The following is a 22,317-nucleotide window of genomic DNA, read 5'->3' on the forward strand; positions in this document are numbered from 1 at the left end:
GCGCTCGGCTAGGGTTGGGGGGTGCAACTGCTGCTGATCCGACATGCCCTGCCGCAGCGCAGTGAGCTCGGGCAGGGCGCCGACCCGGAGCTGTCCGAAACCGGGGTGGCGCAGGCGAATCGGCTGCCGACGGCGCTGGAGCGCTTCCCGATCGCCCGGGTGCTCAGCAGCCCGCAGCGCCGCGCGGTGGCCACCGCGGCGCCGCTGGCGGAAAGCCGCGGACTGTCCGTTGAGGTCGATGAGCGGCTCGCCGAGTACGACCGTGGGCATTCGGAATACCTTCCGCTGGAACAACTTCGGACCGAACGTCCGGACCAGTGGGCCCGGATCGCGGCCGGCCGGCTGCCCGTTGGCGTCGATGAGACAGTGTTCCTGTCCCGGATCGCCGACGCGATCACCGACCTCACCAGCTTGGCTGACCACACCGACACCGTCGCCGTGGTCAGCCACGGTGGCGTCATCAACGCGCTGCTGCACCGCGTGCTGGGCACCGAGCGGATCCTCGCCTTCCAGATCGACTACGCCTCGGTGACCCGGCTGCTGTGCTCACGCTCCGGCGCGTTCAGCGTCGCCGAGGTGAATGGAACCGCGCACGTCTGGGATCTGTTGCCCCGCAACCAAAACCGCTAGCGATTCTGCGTGGCCGTGGCCACGAGCGGCCACTTTCTGCACGAGCGGCCGACGATGTGCGCAAAAGCCCAGGACTCCTCCTCGCAGAGCGGACACCACGGGCCGCTCGGCGCCGTCACACCAGCCGCAGGGCGGCCGGCGCCCCGGCCGGCACCGCGGGCGACGTCGGCGGCACCGGATCGATGCGCCGGTAGGATTCGCCGAGCGGGGGGCGGGGATCCGGCTCACCCTTGTTGGGCCAGAACGACATCGCCCGCTCGGCCTGCGCGGTGATGGTGAGCGACGGGTTGACGCCCAGGTTCGCCGTGATCGCCGACCCGTCGGCGATGTGCAGGCCGGGATGGCCGTACACCCGCTGATACGGGTCGATGACGCCCTCGGCTGCGGATGCTCCGATCACCGCGCCGCCGATGTAGTGCGCGGTCGCCGGAATGTTCATCACATCGTTGACCCCACCGGCCGGATCGCCGTCGATGGCGTCGGCGTAGCGGCGGGCGATATCATGCGCGACCGGAATCCAGGTCGGATTCGGTTCCCCGACACCCTGTTTCGTGGTCATCCGGCGGCCTCGCAGATACGAGGTCAGGGAGTTGTCCAGGGACTGCATCACCAGCAGGATGACCGTCTTCTCCGACGCCCGGTGGTTGTTCTGCGAGCGCAGGAACACCAGCGGGTGCCGGATGGCGGCCAGCGCGAACCGGGCCAGCCGGTACGGTCCGCCGTCGACCAGCGGCACCGTCAGCACGGTGATCGCGTTCTGCCCCGGGCCGTACCGGCACACCTCGACGTGGGTGTTGGGCTCCGGGTGGATCGAGGAAGTTATCGCCACCCCGGTGGAGATGTCGGTGCGGTCCCGGCTGCGGGCGCCCAGGATGGCCTCGGAGTTGCTGCGGCTCAGTTCGCCCAGCCGCGGCGACAGGTGCGGCAGCACCCCGTCGCGGCGCATGGTGTGCAGCAGTTTCTGGGTGCCCAGCGCCGCCGCGGCGAACACCACCTGCTCGGCGGTCAGGGTGCGCCGGCGGCGGGCCAGCGGGCCGGTCGAGCGGCGGGTGTCCACCCCGTAGCCGCCGCCGGGCAGCGGTCGCACCGCGGTCACCGTCGTCATCGGAATGATCTGCGCGCCGGCCTGCTCGGCCAGCCACAGGTAGTTCAGCGTGGTGGTGTTCTTGGCGTTGCCGGGACAACCGGTGAAGCAAAGGGCACAGTGCGTGCAACCGGCGCGTGCCGGTCCCGCCCCGCCGAAATAGGGGTCCGGCACGGTCTGGCCCTCGCGGCCCTCGTTGAAGAACACCCCGACGTTGGTGGCGTGGAAGGTGTCGGCCACCCCGAGGTCGGTCGCCACCTGGAGCAGCGCGTCGTCGGCGGGGGTCATCCGCGGGTTCGGGTTCACCCCCAGCATCCGCTTGGCCTGGTCGTAGTACGGGGCCAGCTCGGCGCGCCAGTCGGTGATATGCGCCCAGGCGCGGTCGGTGTAGAAGTCCGGCAGCGGCTCGTAGAGGGTGTTGCCGTAGATGATCGACCCGCCGCCGACCGCCGCGCCACTGGCCACCAGGCATTTGCCCAACACCGTCAGGCGCTGCGGGCCGACGCAGCCCAGTCGCGGCGCCCAGATCGCCTTGCGGACGTTCCAGTTGGACTTCGGCAGGTCTTGCGGGTCCCAGCGCCTGCCGGCCTCGATGACGCCGACGCGGTAGCCCTTCTCGGTCAGCCGCAGCGCGCTGACGCTGCCGCCGAACCCGGACCCGATGACCAGGACGTCGTAGTCGAACGCGGTCAATGTTTCGCCGGAACCATCTGATGACGCAGCGGCCACAGCGGCAGCCGTCGGCGGCCGGAGCTAGCCGCCCCGAGCATCTCCTGGGCGTCGGTGAGTTTGCGTCGTGGGCGTCCGCTCCGCGCGCCCGCGGCGCGCTCGGATTCATCGATCGCGGCCCACCCCGCCTTGTCGACGACACGATCCCGTTTGCCGCGCAGCAGATAGCCGATGTCGCCCCCGGTCGGGGTGGGCAGCCGGCCGGCGGCGTAGTCGTCGAGCACCGCCAACACGGTCTCCTCGGCGCAGGTCCGGTTGCTGCCGATGCCGCCGCGCGGGCCACGCCGGGCCCAGCCGGTGGCGTACACCCCGGCCAGCGGCGTGTCGGCGTCGACGACACGGGCGTCGACGGTGGGGATGATGGCCCGCTCGGCGTCGAACGGCACCCCGGGCATCGGCGCGCCCAGGAAACCGACCGCGCGGACCACTAGGCAGGCGTCGATCTCCTCGACGCGGTCGCCGCAGCGCACCCGCACGCCGGTCACCCGGTCCTCGCCGAGGATCTCATCGGCGGTCACGTTGAACCGCAACACGATCCGCTTGTTGCCGGGCGTCGGCTCACGTTCGGCGATGAGACGCAACAGCTCGGTCTTGGGTGTCTCGGGCGCGCCATCGAGATCCGCCGGGTCGACGATGACATCCAGCCCGGGAACCTGCGACAAGCCGTGCAATTCCGGGGTGGTGAAGGAGGCGGCAGCGGGTCCGCCGCGGCCCAGCACGACCACCTCACGCACCGCGCCGGAGCGCAGGGCGGTGAGTGCGTGATCAGCGATGTCGGTGTGCGCCAGCATGTTCGGGTCGCCGGTGATCACCCGGGCGACGTCCAGCGCGACGTTGCCGTTGCCGATGACGACGACCCGCTCACCCGATAGCTCCGGCGCCAGGTCGGCGTTGTCGGGGTGGCCGTTGTACCAGCCGACGAAGCCCAGCGCGCCCACCACGCCCGGCAACTGTTCGCCGGGGACTCCCAGCAGTCGCTCGGTGGTCGCGCCGTGCGCGTAGACGACCGCGTGGTGGTGGCGTGTCAGGTCGTCGTGCGTAAGGTCCGCACCGATCTCCACGCCCAGGTGCATCGAAAAACGCTGTTCCTGCTCGCGGCCCCAACGGAACTGGCGCATCACGCTTTTGGTGTCCGGGTGGTCGGGCGCCACACCGTGGCGGATCAGACCGCCGGGGACGGGAACACGGTCGAACATGTGCACCTCGACGCCCGGGTGGCGCAGCAGGTCCTTGGCTGCGTACCAGCCGGCCGCCCCGGACCCGACGATCGCCACCCGCAGGCCGCCGGCGTCGCCGCGCACCGGCAGCGGTAAACGGCGGTCCCAGTCCGGCTGCTGCGGGTGGTGGCCGAAGAAGTCGTCGCTGGCGGCCCGGTAGAACTCCGTCTCCTCGGTGCGGATATTGCCCGGCAAGATCGCGTCCACCGGGCAGGCGTCCGCGCAGGCTCCGCAGTCGATGCAGGTCTTGGCGTCGATGTAGAGCATCTCTGCCGTTCCGAAGTCCGGCTCGTCCGGGCGCGGGTGGATGCAGCCGACCGGGCACACCACCACGCAGGAGGCGTCGTTGCAGCAATTCTGGGTGATGACGTAGGCCATTCGGAACTCCTAGATGTCGGCGAGCTCGTCGACCAGCGGAATGACGTACGGGGCGTCGCCGGCGCCGGTGATCTGCGAACCGCACCACGGGTCGTGGTCGGTGAGCAGCGCGGGCACCGGGGCATTGCCGTCGACCTGGATGGTCACCGGCTGGTTCAGCGTCTGGTGCGCCTGCTTCTGCGCCTTTGACGGGGCCACCCGGCCGTACCAGCGCACGGTGTTCTCGGTCGGTTGGTAGACGCCGATGACGTGGATGTCGACCTGGAACGCGGAGCCGTCGGCGGTGGTGAGCACGGCGGGACCGTGGTAGTCCTCGTCGTCCTCCTGTTCCTCGCGGTCGTGGGCGTCGGTGAACCGGTAGTCTGCTGGCGCTTGACCTCGTAGCTCGGGGGCGTGGACAGGCTGGTCATCGCGTGGCCTCCAGGTGTGACGGGCGATACAGTGCGTGGAACGCTAGACGGAAATCGCCTAATTGTCTACCTCGCTAGGATGTCCGATATGAGTGCGCAGGCAGCGGTTCCGGGCGGCGGCAACACGTCGTCCCGGATCCTGGACGCGGTGCTCCGGGTCGCCGAGGCCACCGGCCTGCACAAGCTCTCCATGGACGAGATCGCCCGCGCCGGCCGGATCGGGCGCGCGACGTTGTATCTGCATTTCCCGGGGCGCGACGCGGTCGTCAAAGCCGCGGTGGAACGCGAGTTGGCCCGCTACTTCGAACGGGTGACCGCGGCCGTCGAACCGTTCGACGACCCCGAGGTGCGGTTGGTGCGCGGATTCGCGGCCGGATACCGCGAACTCCGCGATCATCGCGCGCTGCAGACCGTCCTGCGCACCAATCCGGACGTCATCCGGCCCTACTTCATGGGACCGCACAGCCCCGCGATGGACCGGTCCCGCGACTTCATCGAGTCGTTGCTGCGGGGCGAAAACCTTCCGGAATCGATGCAGCCCGCGTTTGCCGAGCACATCGCCCGTGCCATCCACTCCCTGGTGCTGACGCCGGGCGGGGTGCTCGGCATCGACGCCCCCGACGGCCCGGAGAACTACGCGCGCAACTTCCTGGTGCCGGTGCTGCGCGCCATGATCGCCGACGGTGCGGTCGACGTGCCGAGCTGACCGGGCGGTTTAGTGCAGCTTGAGGTTGCGCTTGGCGACCCGGCGCAGCTGGAAGATCCGCACCGCGCCGACCGCGACGGTGATCAGCCCGCCGGCGATGGCCGCGAACAGCGTCGCCACCCCCAGCGGCAGCTGCCAGCGCCAGCCGAGGAAGTGGAACGGCGTCGGCTCGGTGTTCTGCGCGATGAAGATCAGCAACACGATCAGGATCAGGAAGCCCATGATCAGCGCGCCCCACAGGGCGGCCGCCCGGGTGAACTTCGTCTCCTGCGGTGGCGGGGGCGTCCCCGGAGTGTGCACGTCGGCGACCGGGTCGGGCTGCTCACTGCTCATGGCAGCCATTGTGCACGGATCGGCGGAGGGAAAAGTCGCCGACGCAATATCGGGCACCCCACACAAAGAAGGTGGTCCTTCCCTTACGGTAGAACGGTGAGCGCAGCCCCGAATGACGAGCACCACGACAACTGGCCGGCGATCCTCACCTGGCGTGGCCACAACGACCGGCGGATGGAGTCGGTGCGGGTGCAGCTGTCAGGCAGCCGGCTCAAGGCCTACGGCCGGATCGTGTCCGCCGCGACCGACACCGCGCCGGCGTTCTCCGCGTCCTATGACCTGGTCACCGATGAATCCGGGGCGACCAAACGGTTGTCGATGACGGTGACGCTGGCCGAACGCGAACGCCAGCTGTCCATTGCCCGCGACGAAGAGAACATGTGGCTGGTGCAGACCCCGGCCGGGCAGATCTCGCGGCTCGCCTACGACGGAGCGCTGGACGTCGACGTGGTGTTCAGCCCGTTCTTCAACGCGCTGCCGATCCGCCGGACCGCGCTGCACCAGCGCAAGGACACCCTGATCCTGCCGATCGTGTACGTCTGGCTGCCCGATATGGAGGTCAAGCCGGCGACGCTGAGCTACACCTCGCTCGGCGACGGGAACATCGACCTGTCGTCGCCGCTGGGCGACACCCGGATCACCGTCGACGGCGACGGCTTCATCCAAGACTATCCGGGCCTGGCAGAGCGGATCTGATCACCGCCCCGGCCCGCCCGGCCGCGGCCAGGCCGTCACGCCACCCCGGCTCGCCGACGGTCACGTTGACCAGATCCGGCCGCGGGAAACTGTCGTAGCGCACCCGGGCGGCATGGCCCGCCTCGACCAGCTCGGCCACCGAGCGATGCGTGGCCAGCCCCTGGCGGGCGCGGATCAGCAGATCCAGGGCGCGGTCCAGCGCCGTCAGCAGATCGGTGGCGTTCGCCTCGCACATGGCGCGGACCAGTTCCGGCGCGGTGCCCGCCACCCGGGTGCCGTCCCGGAACGATCCGGCGGCCAACGCGAACGCCAGCGGGACCTCCGCCGCGGTCTGCGACAGCGCCTCGGCCAGCAGGTGCGGCAGGTGGGAGATCGCCGCGGCGGCCGCGTCGTGCTCGTCGGAGCGGGCCGGCACCACCACCGCGCCGCAGTCCAGCGCCAGCCGCATCACCGTCATCCACACCTGCGGGTCCACTCCGTCGTCGACGGCCAGCACCCACGGCGCGCCCTGGAACAGCGACACACTGCCGGCCTGCCAGCCCGAGTGCGCGGTGCCGGTCATCGGATGCCCACCGACGAACCGGGCCCGCAGGCCGGCGTCGGTCACCGCGTCGAGCACGGCGCCCTTGACACTGGTGACATCGGTCAGCGCGCAGTCCGGCGCGATTTCGGCGACCCGGTCCAGGATGTGAGCCAGCGCAGGCATCGGCACCGCGACCACGATCAGCGCGTCCTGCTCGGCGGCGCGGGTCAGCGCCACGGCCAGGTCGGTGCCGGCGTCGTAGCCGTCGGCGGTCGCCGCGCGGGCCCCCTCCACGCTGCGGTTGTAGCCGTACACCGGGTAGCCGGCGGCCGCGGCGGCCCGCAACAGCGAGCCGCCGATCAGGCCGAGGCCGAGGACACAGATCGGGGGCCGTTTCGCGGTGTTCGACACGACCCAAGGTTGGCACATCCGGGGAATGGCCGCAGATTCCGATCCGTCTGGTGAAGGGGCGGGCCGCGGACTACCGTTGGCGCCCATGGGTACACAGCCGGACAGCCATGGGGTCTCCGTGGTGCAGGTCGACGGCAAATGGCGCTGCACCACCGTGGCCGATCGGGCGCTGGGCGGCCTGGCCGACTTCGAGACCGCGCTGCGCGAACTCCGGGCCGCGGGCGCGGTGTTCGGGCTGGTCGACATCGATCACGAGTTCTTCGTCATCGTGCGGCCCGGCCCGGGCGGCGCCCGGCTGCTGCTCTCCGACGCCACCGCCGCGCTGGACTACGACCTGGCCGCCGAGGTGCTGGAACGCCTCGACGCCGATATCGACGACGACGAGTTGGAGGACGCCGAGCCGTTCGCCGAGGGCGACCTGGGGGTGCTGGCCGACCTCGGGCTGCCCGCCGGGGTGCTGGGTGTCATCCTCGCCGACACCGATCTGTACGCCGACGAGCAGTTGATGCGGATCGCGCAGGAGATGGGCTTCGACGACGAGTTCGCCGCCATCCTGGACTCCTGACCCGCCCGACGTGGACGACGAGGCCCTGATCCGGGCGGCGCTTGCGGCCGCGGCGGCCGCCGGCGCCGACGACGTGCCGATCGGGGCGGTGCTGATCGGCGCCGACGGGGTGGAACTGGCCCGGGCGGCCAATGCCCGGGAACGCCTCGGCGACCCCACCGCGCACGCCGAGATCCTGGCGTTGCGGGCGGGCGCGGCGGTGGTGGGCGACGGCTGGCGGCTGGAGGGCGCGACGCTGGCGGTCACCGTGGAACCGTGCGTCATGTGCGCCGGGGCGCTGGTCGCCGCGCGGGTGTCGCGGCTGGTGTTCGGCGCCTGGGAACCCAAGACCGGCGCCGTCGGCTCGCTGTGGGACGTGGTGCGCGACCGTCGGCTCAGCCACCGCCCGCAGGTCCGCGGCGGGGTGCTGGCCGACGAATGCGCGGCGCCGCTGCGGGACTTTTTCGCCGGCCACCGCCGCGATTAGGGCGCGCGCCGGGCGCCCGGTAGACTGCCACACGGTGGCGTGTCCGAGCGGCCTAAGGAGCACGCCTCGAAAGCGTGTGTGGGGTAACCCCCCACCGAGGGTTCAAATCCCTCCGCCACCGCCAGAACCGCCCGCCTGCTGATGCAGGTCAGGGCGGTTTTTGCATCGCTTAGACGTTCGACTCAGGCCCCGGTGCCCACACTTTGCCCACAATCCCGGCTATCTGCTGGCGAATACTTGGCATGCAGAGTGACGGCCACGGCGTCGAGATCGTCGTCGAACAGGTCCGCGTAAGTGTCCAAGGTGACCTTCGCGCTCTTGTGCCCGAGCATCCGCTGCAACGCCAGGACGTTCACCCCGGCCGACACCGCCAAGCTCGCCGCGGTGTGCCGGAGATCGTGCGGCGTGATCTTCTGCACCTTGGCCCGCTTCACCGCCCCAGAGAACCACCCGTCTTTCGACTTCGGCCGCGGAAGGTACTTCCCGCCGGGACCGGGGAACACCAGATCCTCGGGCCGCTTGCCCTTGCACAGCGGGGCCAGCTCATCGAGGACGAACCCCGGCACCGGAACCTCACGGATCACCCGGCCCTTGGTCAGCCCGACCGCGTGATCCGATCCGAGCTGCACCGCGTTGTCTGCGACGGTCAGCCTGCGTTTGAGGAACTGGACGTCGCGCACCCGCAGCGCGATCGTCTCGCCCCAGCGGGTGCCGCACAGCGCCAGGACGTAGACCAGGGCGCGGTGATCGCCGGACTCGGCGGCCAGCCGGTGCACATCATCGGCGGTGAGGTAGATGTGGCGGCCGCGGACCTTCTTCGGCAGGCCCTCGATTCCGCGTGCAGGGTTCGACGCCAACCGCTTCGGCCTCGATCGCACAGCGTCGTCGAGGATGCCCGCCAGGACGCCGTGCGCGCGCAGGATCGTTGTGGTGCCCTTGCCGTCCTTGCCCATCTTGGCGACCCACGCCTCGACGGCCAGCGGATCAATGTCGGCGACCCGCGTCGACCCCCAGGCCGGTTTCACATGGACGCGCCACGCCGATTCCGTCATTCGGTAGTTCGACTTGGCGGTCGCTGATTCCTTGCGGGCCAGCCAATCCGGGGCCAGCTCGGCGACGGTGACCCACCCGGCCGTCTCGGCGACGAACTCACCCGTCATCTTGCGGACCTCGACGGTCGCGGCGAACGCCTCGGCGTCCCGCTTCCGCTTGAATCCGCGCTTGTCGGTCTGCTTGCGATCCGGCTTCCGGTAGCGCACCCGGTAACGGGTCTGGCCACTCTTGGTCTCGTAGGAATCAATCGTCGCCATCAGGCACCCCGTCCGGGTAGAACTTCCGCAGCAACGTGCGCTTCATGAACTCCGAGGGCTCCCCGCTGCCCAGCACCCCGGCCTCGATCGTGATGGACTCCCACGGCGGCAACGCCCGATCAAAGAACCGGATCGCCGCGCGCTCGTACAGGAGCGGGCCGGACTCGTCGGGTAGTGGCCGGCGGGCGATCAGCCAATCCCACAAGAGTGCGGCCTCGACTTCGATGCTGCTCGCTGACACAACATCTTCCGCGGCCACCCCGGAGGGCATCAACAGCGTCGACGGAGACACCCCCAGCACGACCGCCAAGGCCACCAGATCGTCGGCGTCTGGCCTGCGTTCTCCTGACTCGATCCGCTGAATACCGACCAAGGGGATCGGTCGGCCGAGGGTGTCTAGACGCTTTGACACGTCTGCTGCGGACAGGCCCTGTGCGTCCCGCAGACGCCGAACGTTGCGGCGCACCGCATCGCCGGTCGCGCCGAGGCGCGGTGCCTTCTTCTCGGGCTTGCTGCCACCCTGATCGCCTGCCATGAGGACAGTATGCACTCAATTTTGAGGTAATACGCCTACGGACTTGACTCAGCTTCGCTGCTGATGCACTCTAGTGAGTGAGTTACATCAAATCTGATGCAATTCGGACTCGAAAGGAGGTGAACATGGCGGATACGCCCAACGGGCTGGACACCGCGACCAGCAAGGAGGTCGCCGAGTACCTGCGAACAAGCGAGATGGGTCTCGCGCAACTCCGCTACAAGGGCAACGGCCCGAAGTTCGTCAGGGTCGGCAAGCGCAAGGTGATCTACCGCTGGGCCGACGTCCTGGCGTACCTCGACGCCAACACGATGACCCGCACCGACGACCACCCCAAGGGGGCGGCGTGATGCCCACCAAAGAAAACGCCCCCGCCGGTGCTGGAACACCTGCGGAGGCAACGAACAAATCCAATCGGCTGAAAGGAAGTTCAACCGCCATGCTAACCAACACCGACCACCCGGTCGACTCCCGCACCCGCACCTGCTGCGGAGGCATCGGAGCCCACGCCGCCGGATGCCTGGCCCTCGACGTCGATGGTCACCTTGCCGACGCCTACACCGACGCCACCCGCGGAGCCGACGAGCTGACCGAGGCCCTCAAGCGCATGGACGACGCACCGCTGCTCGCCAGCATCGACGTCGTCACCGCACGGGCTCACCTGCTCGCCGCCGCCCGACTGATCGACAAGGCCGCCCAGCGCATCACCGCCGCCGAGGTGACCAAGTGAGCGACAACACGATCCGCTGCGGACTCGACGGCTGCACATCGCACCAGTGTGAGAGCTTCAGCGCCCACACCTGGAAGGGGGAGACGCACGTATCCGGGTGCCTGCCGACGGCCATCCCCCACCGGACCCGCTACCTGAGCATCTATGTCGAGATCGACGACCGACACCGTCAGCCCGACGAACTCATGCTCGGCCTCTACAGCGATCAGAACGGCGAAGGCGACGGCGTGGAGGCGTGGCTGACAGTCGAGGAAGCCGAGCGCGTCCGCAACCTGCTCGACACCGCGATCCGCCGGCACACCGCTTACCGGGAGATCGGTCGGTGAACGCCGCTGCCAACCGGAGCCGGCCCCACCTCGGGGCCGGCCTCCCGGCGTCCAACCAAGTCGCGTTCGCCGAGGTGCTGCGCTTCGTCGCCGACCTCGGCGTCGACCCGACCCGCGTCCTGACCGCTGGCACCCCGGCATGGTGCGAGCTGCCCGACGATCACCCGGACAAGCTCGCCGCCGTCCTGGCCGCCGGTGTCCATCACGCGCTGCGCGTCGATCTCGCCCAGGCCGCTCGCGCCGAGGCATCCCGCGCCGTGTCGGCGTCGACCGACTGGTCGCGCGTCGGCCGCCCCCGCCCCGACTCCTACATCGAACGGATCTCGGCATGAGCGACGAGTTCTGGACCGCGCGCCCGGTCCTCACCCACGCCCGCAACGTCGCCCGCGCCCGCGGCGCCGGACCTTGGGCGGTGCTCGGAGCGGCGATGGCCAACGCCGTCGCCACGATCCCCCCGGAGATCGGCCTGCCCGGCATCGTCGGCGGCCGGATGAGCCTCAACCTGTTCATTGCACTCACCGGCCCCAGTGGGGGAGGCAAGGGTGCCGCCGAGGCCGCAGCCCGAGCAGGATTCAAGTTCACCGGCGACGAGATCGACGTGGTGCCCCTCGGATCGGGTGAAGGCATCGCCCGGACCTACCGGCCCACCGGCACCAAGGCCGACGATCCCAACCCGGTAACCACCGCCGTCTTCTCCGCGCCCGAGATCGACACCGTGGCGGCACTCGCCAGCCGATCCGGCGCCACCCTGTCCGCGGAACTGCGGAAGGTCTACAGCGGCGAACAGCTCGGCTTCGCCAACGCCGGCAAGGACACGCGCAACGTCGTCGCCGCCGGAAGCTACCGGGCCTGCCTGATCGTGGGAGTGCAGCCCGCCCAGTCGCAGACGTTGCTCTCGGCGTCCGGGGGAGGACTCCCGCAGCGGTTCGCCTGGCTGCCCACCAGTGACCCCGACGCCCCCGATGAGGCGCCGGAAGATCCGGGCACCGTCAAGGTCAGCCGCCCCGCGTGGCTGCGCCGCGTCGGTGGGCACGTCGATCTGATCGTGCCGGACGTCGCCCGCGCCGAGATCCGGGCCCACCGCCTGGCCGTCCTGCGCGAAGATCCGACCGTCGATCCGCTCAACGGGCACAGCCTGTTGACCCGACTCAAGATCGCCGCCGCGTTGATGGCCCTCGACGGGCGAACCGTTATCGGTGACGAGGACTGGGCGCTGGCCGGCATCGTCATGGCGGTCAGCGATCACACCCGCGCCAGGTGCCAGCGTGCCCTCGACGAGCAGTCCCGCAGGGTCAACACCGCTCGCGCCTTGGCCTCGGTGGAGCGCGACGAGATCGCCGCCGAGCGCAAGGCCCAGCGGGCGCGGGATGCGATCCTGCGGAGGATCGACAACCGTGGCCAGCAAACACGCGCACAGCTCAGCCGCGTGCTCAAAATGGATATTCGGGACTACCTCGACCCGGCTCTCGCCGACCTTCTCGATCGGGGCGAAATCCGCGTTTCCCCAGCAATGTTAGGGAACCGGAAGGGACACGTGTACCACAGGGACACGCTTCAAAAACAGGTATCTACCAGCGGTAATGACACGTGTCCCACAGGGACACGTGTCCCTAAGCCTGGCGATATGCCGCAACGCAAGAATCGGCCGGCCCGGCAACGCACCCGCGGCAAGTACAGCGCATCCCAGCAAACAGGCGAGGCCGCATCGTGAGCCGCCGCGTCATCTTCCCCGACCCCCAGATCTGGACCCGTAAGGAGAACACCATGACCAACCCCGATCACGTCCAACCCCGCGATATCCGACTGGCCGCCGTCTTGATCAAGCATCACCTGACAAGCAACACCGCCGGCCAAGTCGAGGTCATCCGCGAGACCGTCGACACCGACCGCGCCACCGCCCTGCTGGCCGCCGTCCTCGATCTGCACGCCCAGTTCGTCACCCAGACACGCAACCAGGTCGGGCTCGACTTCTTCGCCGAAGGGATCCACGCGCTCGGCGAGTTCGATCCCGTCGACGAGATCGGCCAGGATCTGCTCAACGCCATCGCCGTCGTCGAGGGCCACGGCACCGGCGACATAGCCGCCATCAACGAAGTGCTGACCAAGGTCCGCGCCCAAGGCCGAGGCACACAACTGATGATCAACATCCTCGACGTGTTCGACCACGCGCTCCCCGAACTGTCCTCCCACGCCGGCATCCGCTGGCTCGACGCCACCGTCGCCGAGATCCTCAGCAGCGGACGGGAGACCGGCCAATGACGCTGACCACCTGCCTCGACTGCGGAGAACCCTGTGCCGGACCCCGCTGCGACGAACACACCCACGACCACAAGGCCCCGGCCGCCGACCGCGGCTACGACTGGCAATGGCAAAAGCTGTCCAAGCGCGCCCGCCGACTGCAGCCGTTCTGCAGTCGCTGCGGATCGGTCAACGATCTGCAATGCGACCACTCTGCCGAGGCATGGGCACGCAAGGCCGCTGGGAAGGCCATACGGCTCGCCGACGTCCAAGTCCTATGCGGACCATGCAACCGCGCCGCCGGAGCCGCACGCGGGCACACAGCCACCAGGGGGGATACCCCCAGCCGGGCCAAACCAGACCCCCCGGCCAGGCAAAGTTTTAGTGAGGGATCGTGAAGGGCGGCGCGAAGGGCATCGTGACGGCTGATCCGTTGGATCTGTCCGGGTTGCCTGATGGTCGTGCTGAGCGTCGGCTGGCTTTCATCGCCGAGCACCTGGTGGTGCCGAAGGGTGTTGGTGCGGGGGAGCCGGTGCGGCTGCGGGAGTTTCAGCGGGAGATCATCCTCGGCGCGTTTTCCCCTGGTGTCCGTACTGGTCTGGTGTCGATGGCGCGGGCGAACGGCAAGACGGGTTTGGCGTCGATGTTGGCGGTTGCTGAGTTGTTCGTGGGGCCGCCGAGCGCCGAGGTGCTGGTGGTCGCCTCGGACGCTCGCCAGGCTGGAATCACGCTCAGGATGGCCAAGCGCATGATCGAGCTGAACCCGGAGCTTGCTGAGCGGTGCCACATTTACGCCGATCGGATCGTGCTGCCTGAGAACGACGGGTTGCTGTTGCCGTTGCCGGCTGAGCCGGGTGCACTGCATGGTCACGATCCGAGTCTGTTGATCGTCGACGAGCTGCATGTGGTGACCGAGGCCGTGTGGGAGGCCGTGACGTCGATGTCGGGTAAGCGCCCGGAGTCGCTGACCTTGGCGATCAGCACGCCGGCCAGCTCGCCGGATTCGGTGATGTGGCGTCTCGTCGAGCATGGCCGCGCCGGGGAAGATCCGGCGTTCTTCCTGCGGGAGTTCTGCGCCCCTGATGGGTGTGACACCGCTGATCGGGATGCGTGGCGTGAGGCCAATCCGGCGTTGGCGTGTGATGAGCCGTTCCTGGCCGAGGATGGGATCGAGGCTGCGCGTCAGACGTTGCGGGAGCCGGTGTTTCGCCAGCTGCGTCTCGGTCAGTGGGTTACGGGTGCTGAGGCGTGGTTGCCGTTCGGAGCGTGGGACGCCTGCCAGGCTCGCCGGAAGGTTCGCCCGCGGGAGCGGGTGGTGCTGGCGTTCGACGGATCCGCCTCCGGGGACTCGACGGCTCTGGTGGGTTGCACGCTCGACGGGCACCTGTGGATCGAGGGCCTGTGGGAGAACCCGAAGGATCCGCGCTGGCGTGTGCCGCGCGAGGACGTCGACCGGGCTGTCGATGCCGCGTTCGCCCGCTACGACGTCGCCGAGCTGGCGTGTGATCCGTGGGGTTGGCGTTCGGAGATCGAGGCGTGGGCCAAGCGTCACGGTGAGCGCCGGGTGCTGGAATACAACACCGCCCACGCCGGCCGCATGGCACCGGCCACCGATCGGCTGTATCAGGCCGTGGTCACCAATGCGGTGACTCACGACGGGGATTCGCGCCTGGCTGCTCACGTCGCGCATTGCACGGCGAAGCGGACCCCGCAGGGGGATCTCGTCAGCAAGGACAAGCGCGGTTCGCCGCGGAAGATCGACGCTGCTGTGGCCGCCATCGTGGCCTACGACCGCGCAGCGCACCACAAAACCCAAAAAGGCCGCAGGACTAGGAGTTTCGCGTGTTGACACAAGATGACCTGTTGATCCGGCTGCTGCAGCGGCTCAACGAACCCGCCGGCCGCTACGCCGACCTTGATCGCTACTACCAGGGCAAGCAGCCGTTGGCGTTCCTGTCCCCGGAGGCGAAAACGGCTCTGGGCAACAGGTTCGGCGTCATGGCAAGCAATGTCCCACGGTTGGCGGTGACCGCCCTGGCCGAGCGGCTGCGGATCACCGGATTCTCCGGGGACGGCCGGCTCTGGTCGGATTGGATCCGCAACGACCTCGATCAGACCAGCGGTGTCGCGCACCGGGAGGCCCTGCTGCTCGGTGACAGCTTCGTCATCGTGTGGGCCGACCGGTCTGGCCGGCCGCTGGTGAGTGTCGAGTCGGCGCGCCAGGTGTCGGTCCTCACCGACCCGGGCACCCGCGAGATCATCGCCGGGATCAAACGCTGGGAAGATCAGGCCGCCAACCAGACTCACGCGATCCTGTATCTGCCGGACAGGTTGGTGCGGCTGCGGGCCGAGCAGACCGGCGCGGTGGCAACGGGATTCAAGATCGTCGACGAGATCCCGAACCCGATCGGCTCGGTGCCGCTGGTGAACTTGCGGAACTCCGATCGGATCCTGGCCGATTGGGGAACCTCGGAGATCGACGACCTCAAGCCTTTGGTCGACGGGGCCAACAAGATCTTGGTCGACATGCTGACCACCTCGGAGTACGTTGGCCGGCCTCGACGCTGGGCAACCGGGATCGAGCTGACCGAGGAACCGGTGCTTGATGAGGACGGGGATCCGGTCCTCGACGATGGTGAGCCGGTGATGCGGGAGACCAATCCGATCCCGGAAGGCAACCGGGCGATGATCTCCGAGCAGGCCGACGCCAAGTTCGGACAGCTGGCCGCCGCGGACCTCGGTGGGTATGAGGCCGCGATGCGGGTGCTCACCAGTCAGATCATGGCCGTCAGCACGTTGCCGGCGCATTACCTCGGCACCCTCACCGACACCCCGCCCTCGGCTGATGCTCTGCGGGCCGCCGAGGCATCCCTGACCGCCCGCGCCGAGGCCCGACAGCACATGTTCGGCCGCTCCTGGGAGCAAGTCGCCAAGCTGATGATCGCCGTCCGCGACGGACGAGATCCCGGTGGCATCAACGATATTCGCGTGCAATGGGCTGATGCGGCGACCCGCAGTGTCGCCCAGGAAGCCGACGCGGTGGTGAAGCTGTTTCAGGCTGGCCTGCTGACCCGCGAGTACGCCCTGGCCAAGCTCGGCTATGCCGAGGACGAGATCCGCAAGGTCGTCGGCGACCCGCTGCAGGAGGTGTACTGATGCGCCTGCGGAGCTGCGAACCCAACTACAGCGTGACCACCAGGTCTGATGACCCCGGCCGCGTGCTGCTGCGGGTCCTCGGGCTGACCTTCGCAATGTCCCAGGCCGAGGCGATCGGCCTGGCCACCAAATTGGCCGATGTAGTAGAAACCATCAAGTCAGGAGAAACCCATGAGTGAAAACACCACCGAGACAATCGAAGACACGTCCACCGAGGTCCCCGAGGTTATTGACGGGTCCGACAACAACACCGCGGCCGCTGTTGGGGAGAAGTCGATATCATCGCCTTCTCCGATTCTGGGCGGCCAGCATGTGGGTCCGGGACATGCGCCCCAGCCACTCGAAGCTCCCAATAGCGTCGAGGCCGAGACCTTCCCGCGGGAGTTTGTTGAGCAGCTCCGCAAGGAAAACGGCAAGTACCGCACCCGCGCCCAGCGGGCCGACCAGCTCGCCCACCGCCTGCATACCGAGTTGGTCAGGGCCACCGGCCGATTGGCTGATCCGTCCGACCTCGAGTTCGACCCGGCCCACCTCGACGATCCCGACGCCCTGGTCGCCGCCGTCGACGAGCTGCTCGCCGCCAAGCCGCACCTGGCGTCCCGTCGGCCTGTCGGGGACGCCGGGCAGGGCAACCGCGGCGGCTCCGGGGAACCGTTCTCCCTGCTCGGCAAGCTCAAGGGCCTGGTGTAGATACCCCCGGCGGGTATCATGATGGGGTCGGTCCTGGTGACCGGCCCCATCAGCGTCCTGGCGGCGAGGGACTCAGCGAATATCCCTCCGTTCTAAGGACAACCAATGGCAATCGAAACCGTCGCCGGCAACGGCACTCTGATTCAGTCCGAGGTCGCTTCGCTGCTCGTGCAGCCACTGGAGCAGGCATCGACGTTCCTGGCAGCCGGCCCGAAGATCCTCGACAGCTCCAGCCCGATCCGCGTCCCGCGCATCGCTTCCGGTGTGAGCGCCGGGTTCGTCGCCGAAGGGTCACAGATCAGCGACGGCGACGTCGGATTCGACGAGGTGACTCTGATGCCGTCGACCATGAAGGGCCTCAAGGTTCTGGTGCGGCTCACCAATGAGCTGATCCGAACCAGCGTGGTCGGGCTGGAAGCGGTGCTGCGGACCCGCCTGGTCACCGACGTCGCCAACGCCCTCGACGCGGCCCTCTGGGACGGCGCCGGCACCAGCAACACCATCAAGGGCATCTTCCGGCAGTCCGGCATCGCCACCGGCACCCTGGACCTGACCGACCCCGACAGTCTGGTCGACGGTCTGGCCACCGCCCAGGGCAACAAGGTCAACCCGACCCACTGGGTCATGACCAGCTCGTCGTTCGCGGCGCTGCGCAAGCTCAAGGTCGGCGCCGACGATGCCCGGTACCTGTTCGACCCGAACACCATCCAGAACGGCACCGAGCTGCGGCTGCTGGGCCTGCCGGTGATCATCACCGACAACGTCCCGGCCGCCAGCACCAAGGCCCGCGTCGGCCTGGTCGACTTCTCCAAGGTGGTCGTCGCCCGCGACGTCGACGCCGAGGTCAAGATTCTCGACCAGACCTGGGGCGATTACGACAGCATCGGGATCCGCGTCGTGTCGCGCTGGGACACCGCCCTGCTGCAGGCCAAGGCCGTGACCCTGCTGACCGAGGCGTAAGCGTGACTGCCCCTGATTCGGGCATCGTCGGCACGGCCAGCTCCCTACAGGACGGGGGGCTGGCCACCGCCGTCGACCTGGTGACCACGATGGCCCGCAGCTACACCCGCGGCCGAGGCTTCGACAGCGACGGCAAGCCCAACGCCGAGATAGCCGCGGTGATCGTCACCGCGGCCAACCGCCTCGCCGCCAACTCAACGGGCCTGATCTCCAAGCGCGTCGACGATGTTGAGTACCAATTCGCCCGAACCGGCTTCGGCTGGACCCTGGCCGAGCAGATCGTGCTCAACAGGTTCAGGGTGAGGGCTCAGTGAGACCAGTGCCGCCGGCGTCAAACCCGGTTTTCTCAACCGAGGGGTTGGTGCATGGCCCCTCGGCCCTCCTTTCGACGGGCAAGGATCGCCATGACCGGGGACCAATGGCCCGGAGCGGTACCTGCGCCGGCGGCACAACCACCCACGAATTGCCCACATATTGCCCACAGTTACAGATAAACCGGGTTAATTACAGTGATGTGATTCCGCAGGTCACCGGGTAGTTGGCAGGTCGGATCAACCCGCAAATAGGTTTCAAATCCCTCCGCCACCGCCAGCGAACCCCGCACCTGCCCGCGCAGGTCGCGGGGTTTTTCGACTCAGGCGGCGTCGATTCGCCTGAGCTCTCCTCGCGGACTCGCAAGCTCGTCCGCTCGTCGACTCAGGCGGCTTGCGCGTGCCGGTCCCGGGGCCGCACCACGAGCTTGCCGAGGATCGGCGCCCCGAGCCGGGTGCGGATCCGCATGTCCACCAGGTACAGACCCCAGTAGGCCTTCATCGTCCACGGCGCGACGAAGTCGACGGCCGCCACGCCCTTGCGCGCCAGCGCGAACAAGCGCTCGTCGGCCTCGGTCCACTCCCAGCCCATCAGCTCGCGGAACCGCGGCGGCAGCGTGGCCTTGGTGAAGAACTCGTTGACCGGCCCGGCGACCGTGGAGATGGCCCGGCCCAGCACGCCCCACTGTTCGTTGAGGAAGCTCAGGTCGGCCAGCGCGCTCAGCAGGTCGCGCACCTCGGCGGTCATGGTGAAGTCCGCGGAGAACGCGGTGAACTGCCGGTCGAACTCGGCCCAGCTGGCCGGCCACTGCGCCTGGCGCATCTCCAGCGTGGTGCCCAGCGTCGCCGAGTTGGCCAGCAGGGTGTCCTTGGCGGCCTCATCGAGTGGGCCGTAGAGCAGCTCCCACGAGTCGATGTAACCCTTGAACAGGCACATCGCCACCCACAGCTGCAGTTTCGGGTCGTTGGCGCTGTAGCGCACCTTGTCGCCGACCTCGGAGCGGACGTGGCTGTGCGCCTCGCGCACGGCGTCGCGGTAGATCTGCCGGTCCGCGTCGGACCCGGCGATCGCCACCGCCAGGTACTGGGCGGTGGTGCGGCTGCGCTTGACGGCCCGCTTGAAGGCGCTGCCGGAATCCACCCGGCTGTGCGCGACGCCTTCGCCGACCCGGGGTTCGGCCAACTGCATGATGATGTTGGCCACCGGCAGCGTCAGGAACAGCGGCGTCGCGACCTCGATGGGTCGCTCCGGCGGCGATTGGCGGTTGCGGAACGGCGTCACGGGCCCTCCCCGGGTGTGATAGATCCGATATCCAAATCTATCAACAGTGGCGTGTGTCACACAAGGGCTTCGCCTCCGATCGTGACCTGCCCGGCGGTACGTTATGGCGGTGACAGCCTCCGAGGGCCCGGCGATGCGCGCGGTGCGCGACGCGTACCCGCAGCTGGAGGCCCTCGACGCCAAGGCGGAGCGGATCGTCGCCGCGGCCCGCGAGCTGTACACCGTCCGCGGCTACGACGAGACCAACGTGGCCGACATCGCCGAAGAGGCCGGCGTCGGGGTGGCCACCGTTTATCGGCGGTTCGGCACCAAGCACAACCTGATCAGGTTCGCCGTCGCCTATGAGGCGCGTCGGGTGCTGATGATCGTGGTGAACGCGATCAGCAAGCCGGAGGATCCCGTCGCCTCGCTCTGCGAGGGCTTCTCGGTGCTGGTGCGTGAGGCGTCCGCGCCCAAGCTGCTGACCCGCAGCCTGCGCAACTCCTCGGTGGCCGGCGAGATCCGGTCCGAGTTGTCCGACCCGACCATGATCGCCGGCGGACGCGAGCTGCTGGCCCGGGCCATCGAGGCGTGGCAGGCGGCCGGATCGCTGCCCGCCTACGACGCCGCGGTGGTCAGTGAGCTGCTGTCCCGGCTGTTGATGTCGCTGGTGGCCAACCCGGAGGGGGTGCTGCCGGTGCGCGACGCCGCCGACGCCTACGCCTTCGCCCGGCGGCACGTCGCGGTGCTGCTGTTCCCGGCTTCCTGAACGGCGCCCGGGGCGGGCCGCTTTTCGGCCGGGGAGTGAATATTGGCTGAGACTGTCGGCCGCCTGATGCCAAAACGTGATACGCATCATGCGGACGTGGCTATTGTGATCCACCACGCGGTACCGGATACCGCGAGTTCGATCGGGGGATCGACGACGCGCTCGGCAACATCGGGAGGTGATACGTGACGGCCCAGTACCCGGCCCTCGCCGACGCCGGCCGACTGGTGCGCGGACTGGTGCGCGATCACGCGTTGGCCTCCATGAAAACCATGGGCGAGCAGGTCGTCCTGGGCCTGCGGACCATCCAGTGGCTGGTGCTCGACATCCTCCGATGGAAGTTCCCGACGGGTGAGTTCGTCCGGCAGTCGGCCTTCATGGCCGGCACCGCGTTCCTGCCGACCCTGCTGGTCACCATCCCGATCGGCGTCGTGCTGTCCATCCAGTTCAGCCTGCTGGCCGGTCAGGTCGGCGCGACCTCGCTGTCCGGCGCGGCCACCGGCCTGGTGGTGATCCGCCAGGGCGCCCCGCTGGTCGCCTCGATGCTGCTCGCCGCGGCGGTGGGATCCGCGGTCTGCGCGGATCTGGGCTCGCGGACCATGCGCGAGGAGATCGACGCCATGGAGGTGATGGGCGTCAACCCGATCCGCCGCCTGGTCGCGCCGCGGCTGCTGGCGGTCATCCTGGTCGGCATCGGCCTGACCGGCTGGACCTGCTTCATCGGCTACCTGGCGGGCTACTCGTTCAACGTCTACATGCAGCACGGCGCCCCGGGCTCGTTCATCGCCACCTTCAGCTCATTCGCCACCGTCGGGGACCTGTGGCTGGCGCTGGTGAAGACCATCGTGTTCGCCACCATCGTGGGAATCGTGTGCTGCCACAAGGGCCTTGCCACCAAGGGCGGCTCGGCCGGCGTCGCCAACTCGGTCAACGCCGCAGTGGTGGAGTCGATGCTGCTGCTGGCCGTCGTCAATGTCGCGATGAGCCAGCTCTACGTGATCATCTTCCCGAGGCAGGGGTTGTAGATGACCGCCAGCCCGTACCTGCCGCGGTTCGGCCGCACGCTGCGGATCGCGGCCGACGGTGTCATCGGCCCGCTCGGTCGGGTGGGCCACCTGGTGCACTTCTTCTGGGAAGTGGTGTGCGACACCCCGCACATGCTGCGCCGGTACCGGCACGAGCTGTTCCGGGTGCTGTCCGACCTGACCTGGGGCAACGGTTCCATCGTGGTCGGCGGCGGCACCGTCGGCGTGGTGATCGTGCTGGGTATGACGGCCGGCGGTCTGGTCGCGGTGGAAGGCTTCAACGCCCTGGACCTGCTCGGCCTGGGTCCGGCGACCGGCCTGATCACCTCGCTGGCCGCCACCCGCGAACTGGCGCCGGTGATGGTGGCGATGGCCTTCATCGCCCAGGCCGGCTGCCGGTTCACCGCCCAGCTCGGCGCCATGCGCATCAACGAGGAGATCGACGCGCTGGACTCGCTGGCGCTCAACCCGGTGCCGTACCTGGTCAGCACCCGGGTGGTGGCCTCGATGATCGCGGTGGTGCCGCTGCTGCTGACCACCCTCGCCGTCATCTTCCTCACCGCCGAGATCGTCGTGCGGTTCTCCTCCGGACAATCCGGCGGTTCGTACTCGCACTACTTCGCGTTGTTCATCAGCGGCCAGGACGTCTTCTATTCGATCCTCAAAGCCGTTGTCTTCGTGTTCATCTCGTCGACCATCCAGTGCTACTACGGCTACTTCGCCAGCGGTGGGCCGGAAGGCGTCGGGGTCGCCGCCGGCCGCGCCATGCGGGCCGCGATCACCGTCGTCATCGCGGTGAACATGCTGATGACGATGGCGCTGTGGGGCGTCAGCGACGGCGCCAGGTTCGGCGGCTGA

The 22,317-nt window shown here is 68.7% G+C and carries 28 protein-coding genes and 1 tRNA gene; 21 read left to right on the top strand and 8 right to left on the bottom strand.

Going from position 1 to position 22,317, the window contains the following annotated elements:
* Positions 1-21: 21 nt before the first annotated feature.
* Positions 22-630 (top strand): histidine phosphatase family protein, encoded by a 609-nt coding sequence (locus L2Z93_RS00775; protein ID WP_090587109.1) that lies wholly within the window; start codon positions 22-24, stop codon positions 628-630.
* Between the two features lie 115 nt (positions 631-745).
* On the opposite strand, the gene L2Z93_RS00780 is transcribed toward L2Z93_RS00775, so the two are convergent.
* The 3 genes from L2Z93_RS00780 to L2Z93_RS00790 are packed head-to-tail and all read right to left on the bottom strand — an operon-like array spanning position 746 to position 4,476.
* Positions 746-2,407, bottom strand: a complete 1,662-nt coding sequence (locus tag L2Z93_RS00780) for a GMC oxidoreductase (RefSeq protein ID WP_090587107.1) — start codon at positions 2,405-2,407, stop codon at positions 746-748.
* Complete coding sequence (locus tag L2Z93_RS00785) at positions 2,404-4,038, bottom strand: FAD-dependent oxidoreductase (RefSeq protein WP_090587104.1); 1,635 nt, start codon at positions 4,036-4,038, stop codon at positions 2,404-2,406. Before L2Z93_RS00785 ends, L2Z93_RS00780 begins: the two co-directional genes overlap by 4 nt.
* Positions 4,039-4,047: 9 nt before the next feature.
* Positions 4,048-4,476, bottom strand: a complete 429-nt coding sequence (locus L2Z93_RS00790) for a DUF4873 domain-containing protein (protein WP_109395651.1) — start codon at positions 4,474-4,476, stop codon at positions 4,048-4,050.
* 60 nt (positions 4,477-4,536) lie between these two features.
* On the opposite strand from L2Z93_RS00790, the gene L2Z93_RS00795 reads away from it, so the two are divergent.
* Positions 4,537-5,154: a TetR/AcrR family transcriptional regulator gene (locus L2Z93_RS00795; protein ID WP_162561878.1), complete on the top strand. Its 618-nt coding sequence runs from the start codon at positions 4,537-4,539 to the stop codon at positions 5,152-5,154.
* Between the two features lie 9 nt (positions 5,155-5,163).
* Here the strand turns inward: L2Z93_RS00795 and L2Z93_RS00800 are convergent, their stop codons facing one another.
* On the bottom strand, positions 5,164-5,487 hold the full coding sequence (locus L2Z93_RS00800; RefSeq protein WP_306439065.1) for a LapA family protein: 324 nt from the start codon (positions 5,485-5,487) through the stop codon (positions 5,164-5,166).
* Between the two features lie 96 nt (positions 5,488-5,583).
* On the opposite strand from L2Z93_RS00800, the gene L2Z93_RS00805 reads away from it, so the two are divergent.
* Complete coding sequence (locus tag L2Z93_RS00805) at positions 5,584-6,183, top strand: putative glycolipid-binding domain-containing protein (protein ID WP_090587094.1); 600 nt, start codon at positions 5,584-5,586, stop codon at positions 6,181-6,183.
* Here L2Z93_RS00805 and L2Z93_RS00810 read toward each other — a convergent pair.
* The gene (locus tag L2Z93_RS00810) at positions 6,146-7,090 is read right to left on the bottom strand and encodes a prephenate dehydrogenase (protein WP_234786048.1); all 945 of its coding nucleotides are present in this window, start codon (positions 7,088-7,090) and stop codon (positions 6,146-6,148) included. The genes L2Z93_RS00805 and L2Z93_RS00810 overlap by 38 nt on opposite strands.
* Positions 7,091-7,202: 112 nt before the next feature.
* On the opposite strand from L2Z93_RS00810, the gene L2Z93_RS00815 reads away from it, so the two are divergent.
* The 3 genes from L2Z93_RS00815 (at position 7,203) to L2Z93_RS00825 (ending at position 8,272) form a co-directional block, all read left to right on the top strand.
* Positions 7,203-7,682 (top strand): tRNA adenosine deaminase-associated protein, encoded by a 480-nt coding sequence (locus L2Z93_RS00815; RefSeq protein WP_090587089.1) that lies wholly within the window; start codon positions 7,203-7,205, stop codon positions 7,680-7,682.
* 10 nt (positions 7,683-7,692) lie between these two features.
* Positions 7,693-8,148: a nucleoside deaminase gene (locus L2Z93_RS00820; RefSeq protein ID WP_090587084.1), complete on the top strand. Its 456-nt coding sequence runs from the start codon at positions 7,693-7,695 to the stop codon at positions 8,146-8,148.
* 33 nt (positions 8,149-8,181) lie between these two features.
* Positions 8,182-8,272: transfer RNA gene (locus L2Z93_RS00825), tRNA-Ser, on the top strand.
* 58 nt (positions 8,273-8,330) lie between these two features.
* Here L2Z93_RS00825 and L2Z93_RS00830 read toward each other — a convergent pair.
* Positions 8,331-9,458: a tyrosine-type recombinase/integrase gene (locus tag L2Z93_RS00830; RefSeq protein WP_099541289.1), complete on the bottom strand. Its 1,128-nt coding sequence runs from the start codon at positions 9,456-9,458 to the stop codon at positions 8,331-8,333.
* A complete protein-coding gene (locus tag L2Z93_RS00835) occupies positions 9,445-9,993 on the bottom strand; it encodes a helix-turn-helix domain-containing protein (protein WP_090587081.1) in 549 nt (182 codons plus the stop codon). The genes L2Z93_RS00830 and L2Z93_RS00835 overlap by 14 nt, the downstream gene beginning before the upstream one ends.
* 125 nt (positions 9,994-10,118) lie before the next feature.
* On the opposite strand from L2Z93_RS00835, the gene L2Z93_RS00840 reads away from it, so the two are divergent.
* The 12 genes from L2Z93_RS00840 (at position 10,119) to L2Z93_RS00895 (ending at position 18,407) form a co-directional block, all read left to right on the top strand.
* Positions 10,119-10,343 carry a helix-turn-helix transcriptional regulator gene (locus L2Z93_RS00840; RefSeq protein WP_090587079.1) on the top strand — a complete coding sequence of 75 codons (225 nt, stop codon included), beginning with the start codon at positions 10,119-10,121 and terminating at the stop codon, positions 10,341-10,343.
* Between the two features lie 89 nt (positions 10,344-10,432).
* Complete coding sequence (locus L2Z93_RS00845) at positions 10,433-10,723, top strand: hypothetical protein (protein ID WP_090587077.1); 291 nt, start codon at positions 10,433-10,435, stop codon at positions 10,721-10,723.
* Positions 10,720-11,049, top strand: a complete 330-nt coding sequence (locus L2Z93_RS00850; RefSeq protein ID WP_090587074.1) for a hypothetical protein — start codon at positions 10,720-10,722, stop codon at positions 11,047-11,049. The genes L2Z93_RS00845 and L2Z93_RS00850 overlap by 4 nt, the downstream gene beginning before the upstream one ends.
* Positions 11,046-11,381, top strand: coding sequence for a DUF2742 domain-containing protein (locus tag L2Z93_RS00855; RefSeq protein WP_234786042.1), 336 nt, complete (start codon positions 11,046-11,048; stop codon positions 11,379-11,381). Before L2Z93_RS00850 ends, L2Z93_RS00855 begins: the two co-directional genes overlap by 4 nt.
* Positions 11,378-12,760 carry a YfjI family protein gene (locus L2Z93_RS00860; protein ID WP_193438886.1) on the top strand — a complete coding sequence of 461 codons (1,383 nt, stop codon included), beginning with the start codon at positions 11,378-11,380 and terminating at the stop codon, positions 12,758-12,760. Before L2Z93_RS00855 ends, L2Z93_RS00860 begins: the two co-directional genes overlap by 4 nt.
* Positions 12,757-13,308 (top strand): hypothetical protein, encoded by a 552-nt coding sequence (locus L2Z93_RS00865; RefSeq protein ID WP_090587068.1) that lies wholly within the window; start codon positions 12,757-12,759, stop codon positions 13,306-13,308. The genes L2Z93_RS00860 and L2Z93_RS00865 overlap by 4 nt, the downstream gene beginning before the upstream one ends.
* A 373-nt stretch (positions 13,309-13,681) precedes the next feature.
* Positions 13,682-15,136, top strand: a complete 1,455-nt coding sequence (locus L2Z93_RS00870; protein ID WP_090587066.1) for a terminase large subunit domain-containing protein — start codon at positions 13,682-13,684, stop codon at positions 15,134-15,136.
* A complete protein-coding gene (locus L2Z93_RS00875) occupies positions 15,133-16,443 on the top strand; it encodes a phage portal protein (protein WP_234786047.1) in 1,311 nt (436 codons plus the stop codon). The genes L2Z93_RS00870 and L2Z93_RS00875 overlap by 4 nt, the downstream gene beginning before the upstream one ends.
* Positions 16,443-16,622, top strand: coding sequence for a hypothetical protein (locus L2Z93_RS00880; protein ID WP_090587064.1), 180 nt, complete (start codon positions 16,443-16,445; stop codon positions 16,620-16,622). The genes L2Z93_RS00875 and L2Z93_RS00880 overlap by 1 nt, the downstream gene beginning before the upstream one ends.
* Positions 16,615-17,133 carry a hypothetical protein gene (locus L2Z93_RS00885; protein ID WP_306439064.1) on the top strand — a complete coding sequence of 173 codons (519 nt, stop codon included), beginning with the start codon at positions 16,615-16,617 and terminating at the stop codon, positions 17,131-17,133. Before L2Z93_RS00880 ends, L2Z93_RS00885 begins: the two co-directional genes overlap by 8 nt.
* Before the next feature lie 105 nt (positions 17,134-17,238).
* On the top strand, positions 17,239-18,093 hold the full coding sequence (locus tag L2Z93_RS00890) for a phage major capsid protein (protein ID WP_090587061.1): 855 nt from the start codon (positions 17,239-17,241) through the stop codon (positions 18,091-18,093).
* 2 nt (positions 18,094-18,095) lie between these two features.
* Positions 18,096-18,407, top strand: coding sequence for a hypothetical protein (locus L2Z93_RS00895; protein WP_090587059.1), 312 nt, complete (start codon positions 18,096-18,098; stop codon positions 18,405-18,407).
* 382 nt (positions 18,408-18,789) lie between these two features.
* Here the strand turns inward: L2Z93_RS00895 and L2Z93_RS00900 are convergent, their stop codons facing one another.
* Positions 18,790-19,686 (bottom strand): oxygenase MpaB family protein, encoded by an 897-nt coding sequence (locus L2Z93_RS00900; RefSeq protein WP_090587056.1) that lies wholly within the window; start codon positions 19,684-19,686, stop codon positions 18,790-18,792.
* 109 nt (positions 19,687-19,795) lie between these two features.
* Between L2Z93_RS00900 and L2Z93_RS00905 the strand changes: the two genes are divergently transcribed.
* The 3 genes from L2Z93_RS00905 (at position 19,796) to L2Z93_RS00915 (ending at position 22,317) form a co-directional block, all read left to right on the top strand.
* Positions 19,796-20,434 carry a TetR/AcrR family transcriptional regulator gene (locus L2Z93_RS00905; RefSeq protein WP_162561877.1) on the top strand — a complete coding sequence of 213 codons (639 nt, stop codon included), beginning with the start codon at positions 19,796-19,798 and terminating at the stop codon, positions 20,432-20,434.
* Between the two features lie 185 nt (positions 20,435-20,619).
* The gene (locus tag L2Z93_RS00910) at positions 20,620-21,459 is read left to right on the top strand and encodes an MlaE family ABC transporter permease (RefSeq protein WP_234786041.1); all 840 of its coding nucleotides are present in this window, start codon (positions 20,620-20,622) and stop codon (positions 21,457-21,459) included.
* Complete coding sequence (locus L2Z93_RS00915; protein WP_090587050.1) at positions 21,460-22,317, top strand: ABC transporter permease; 858 nt, start codon at positions 21,460-21,462, stop codon at positions 22,315-22,317.

Source organism: Mycolicibacterium brumae, assembly GCF_025215495.1.
GTDB classification, from domain to species: Bacteria; Actinomycetota; Actinomycetes; order Mycobacteriales; family Mycobacteriaceae; genus Mycobacterium; species Mycobacterium brumae.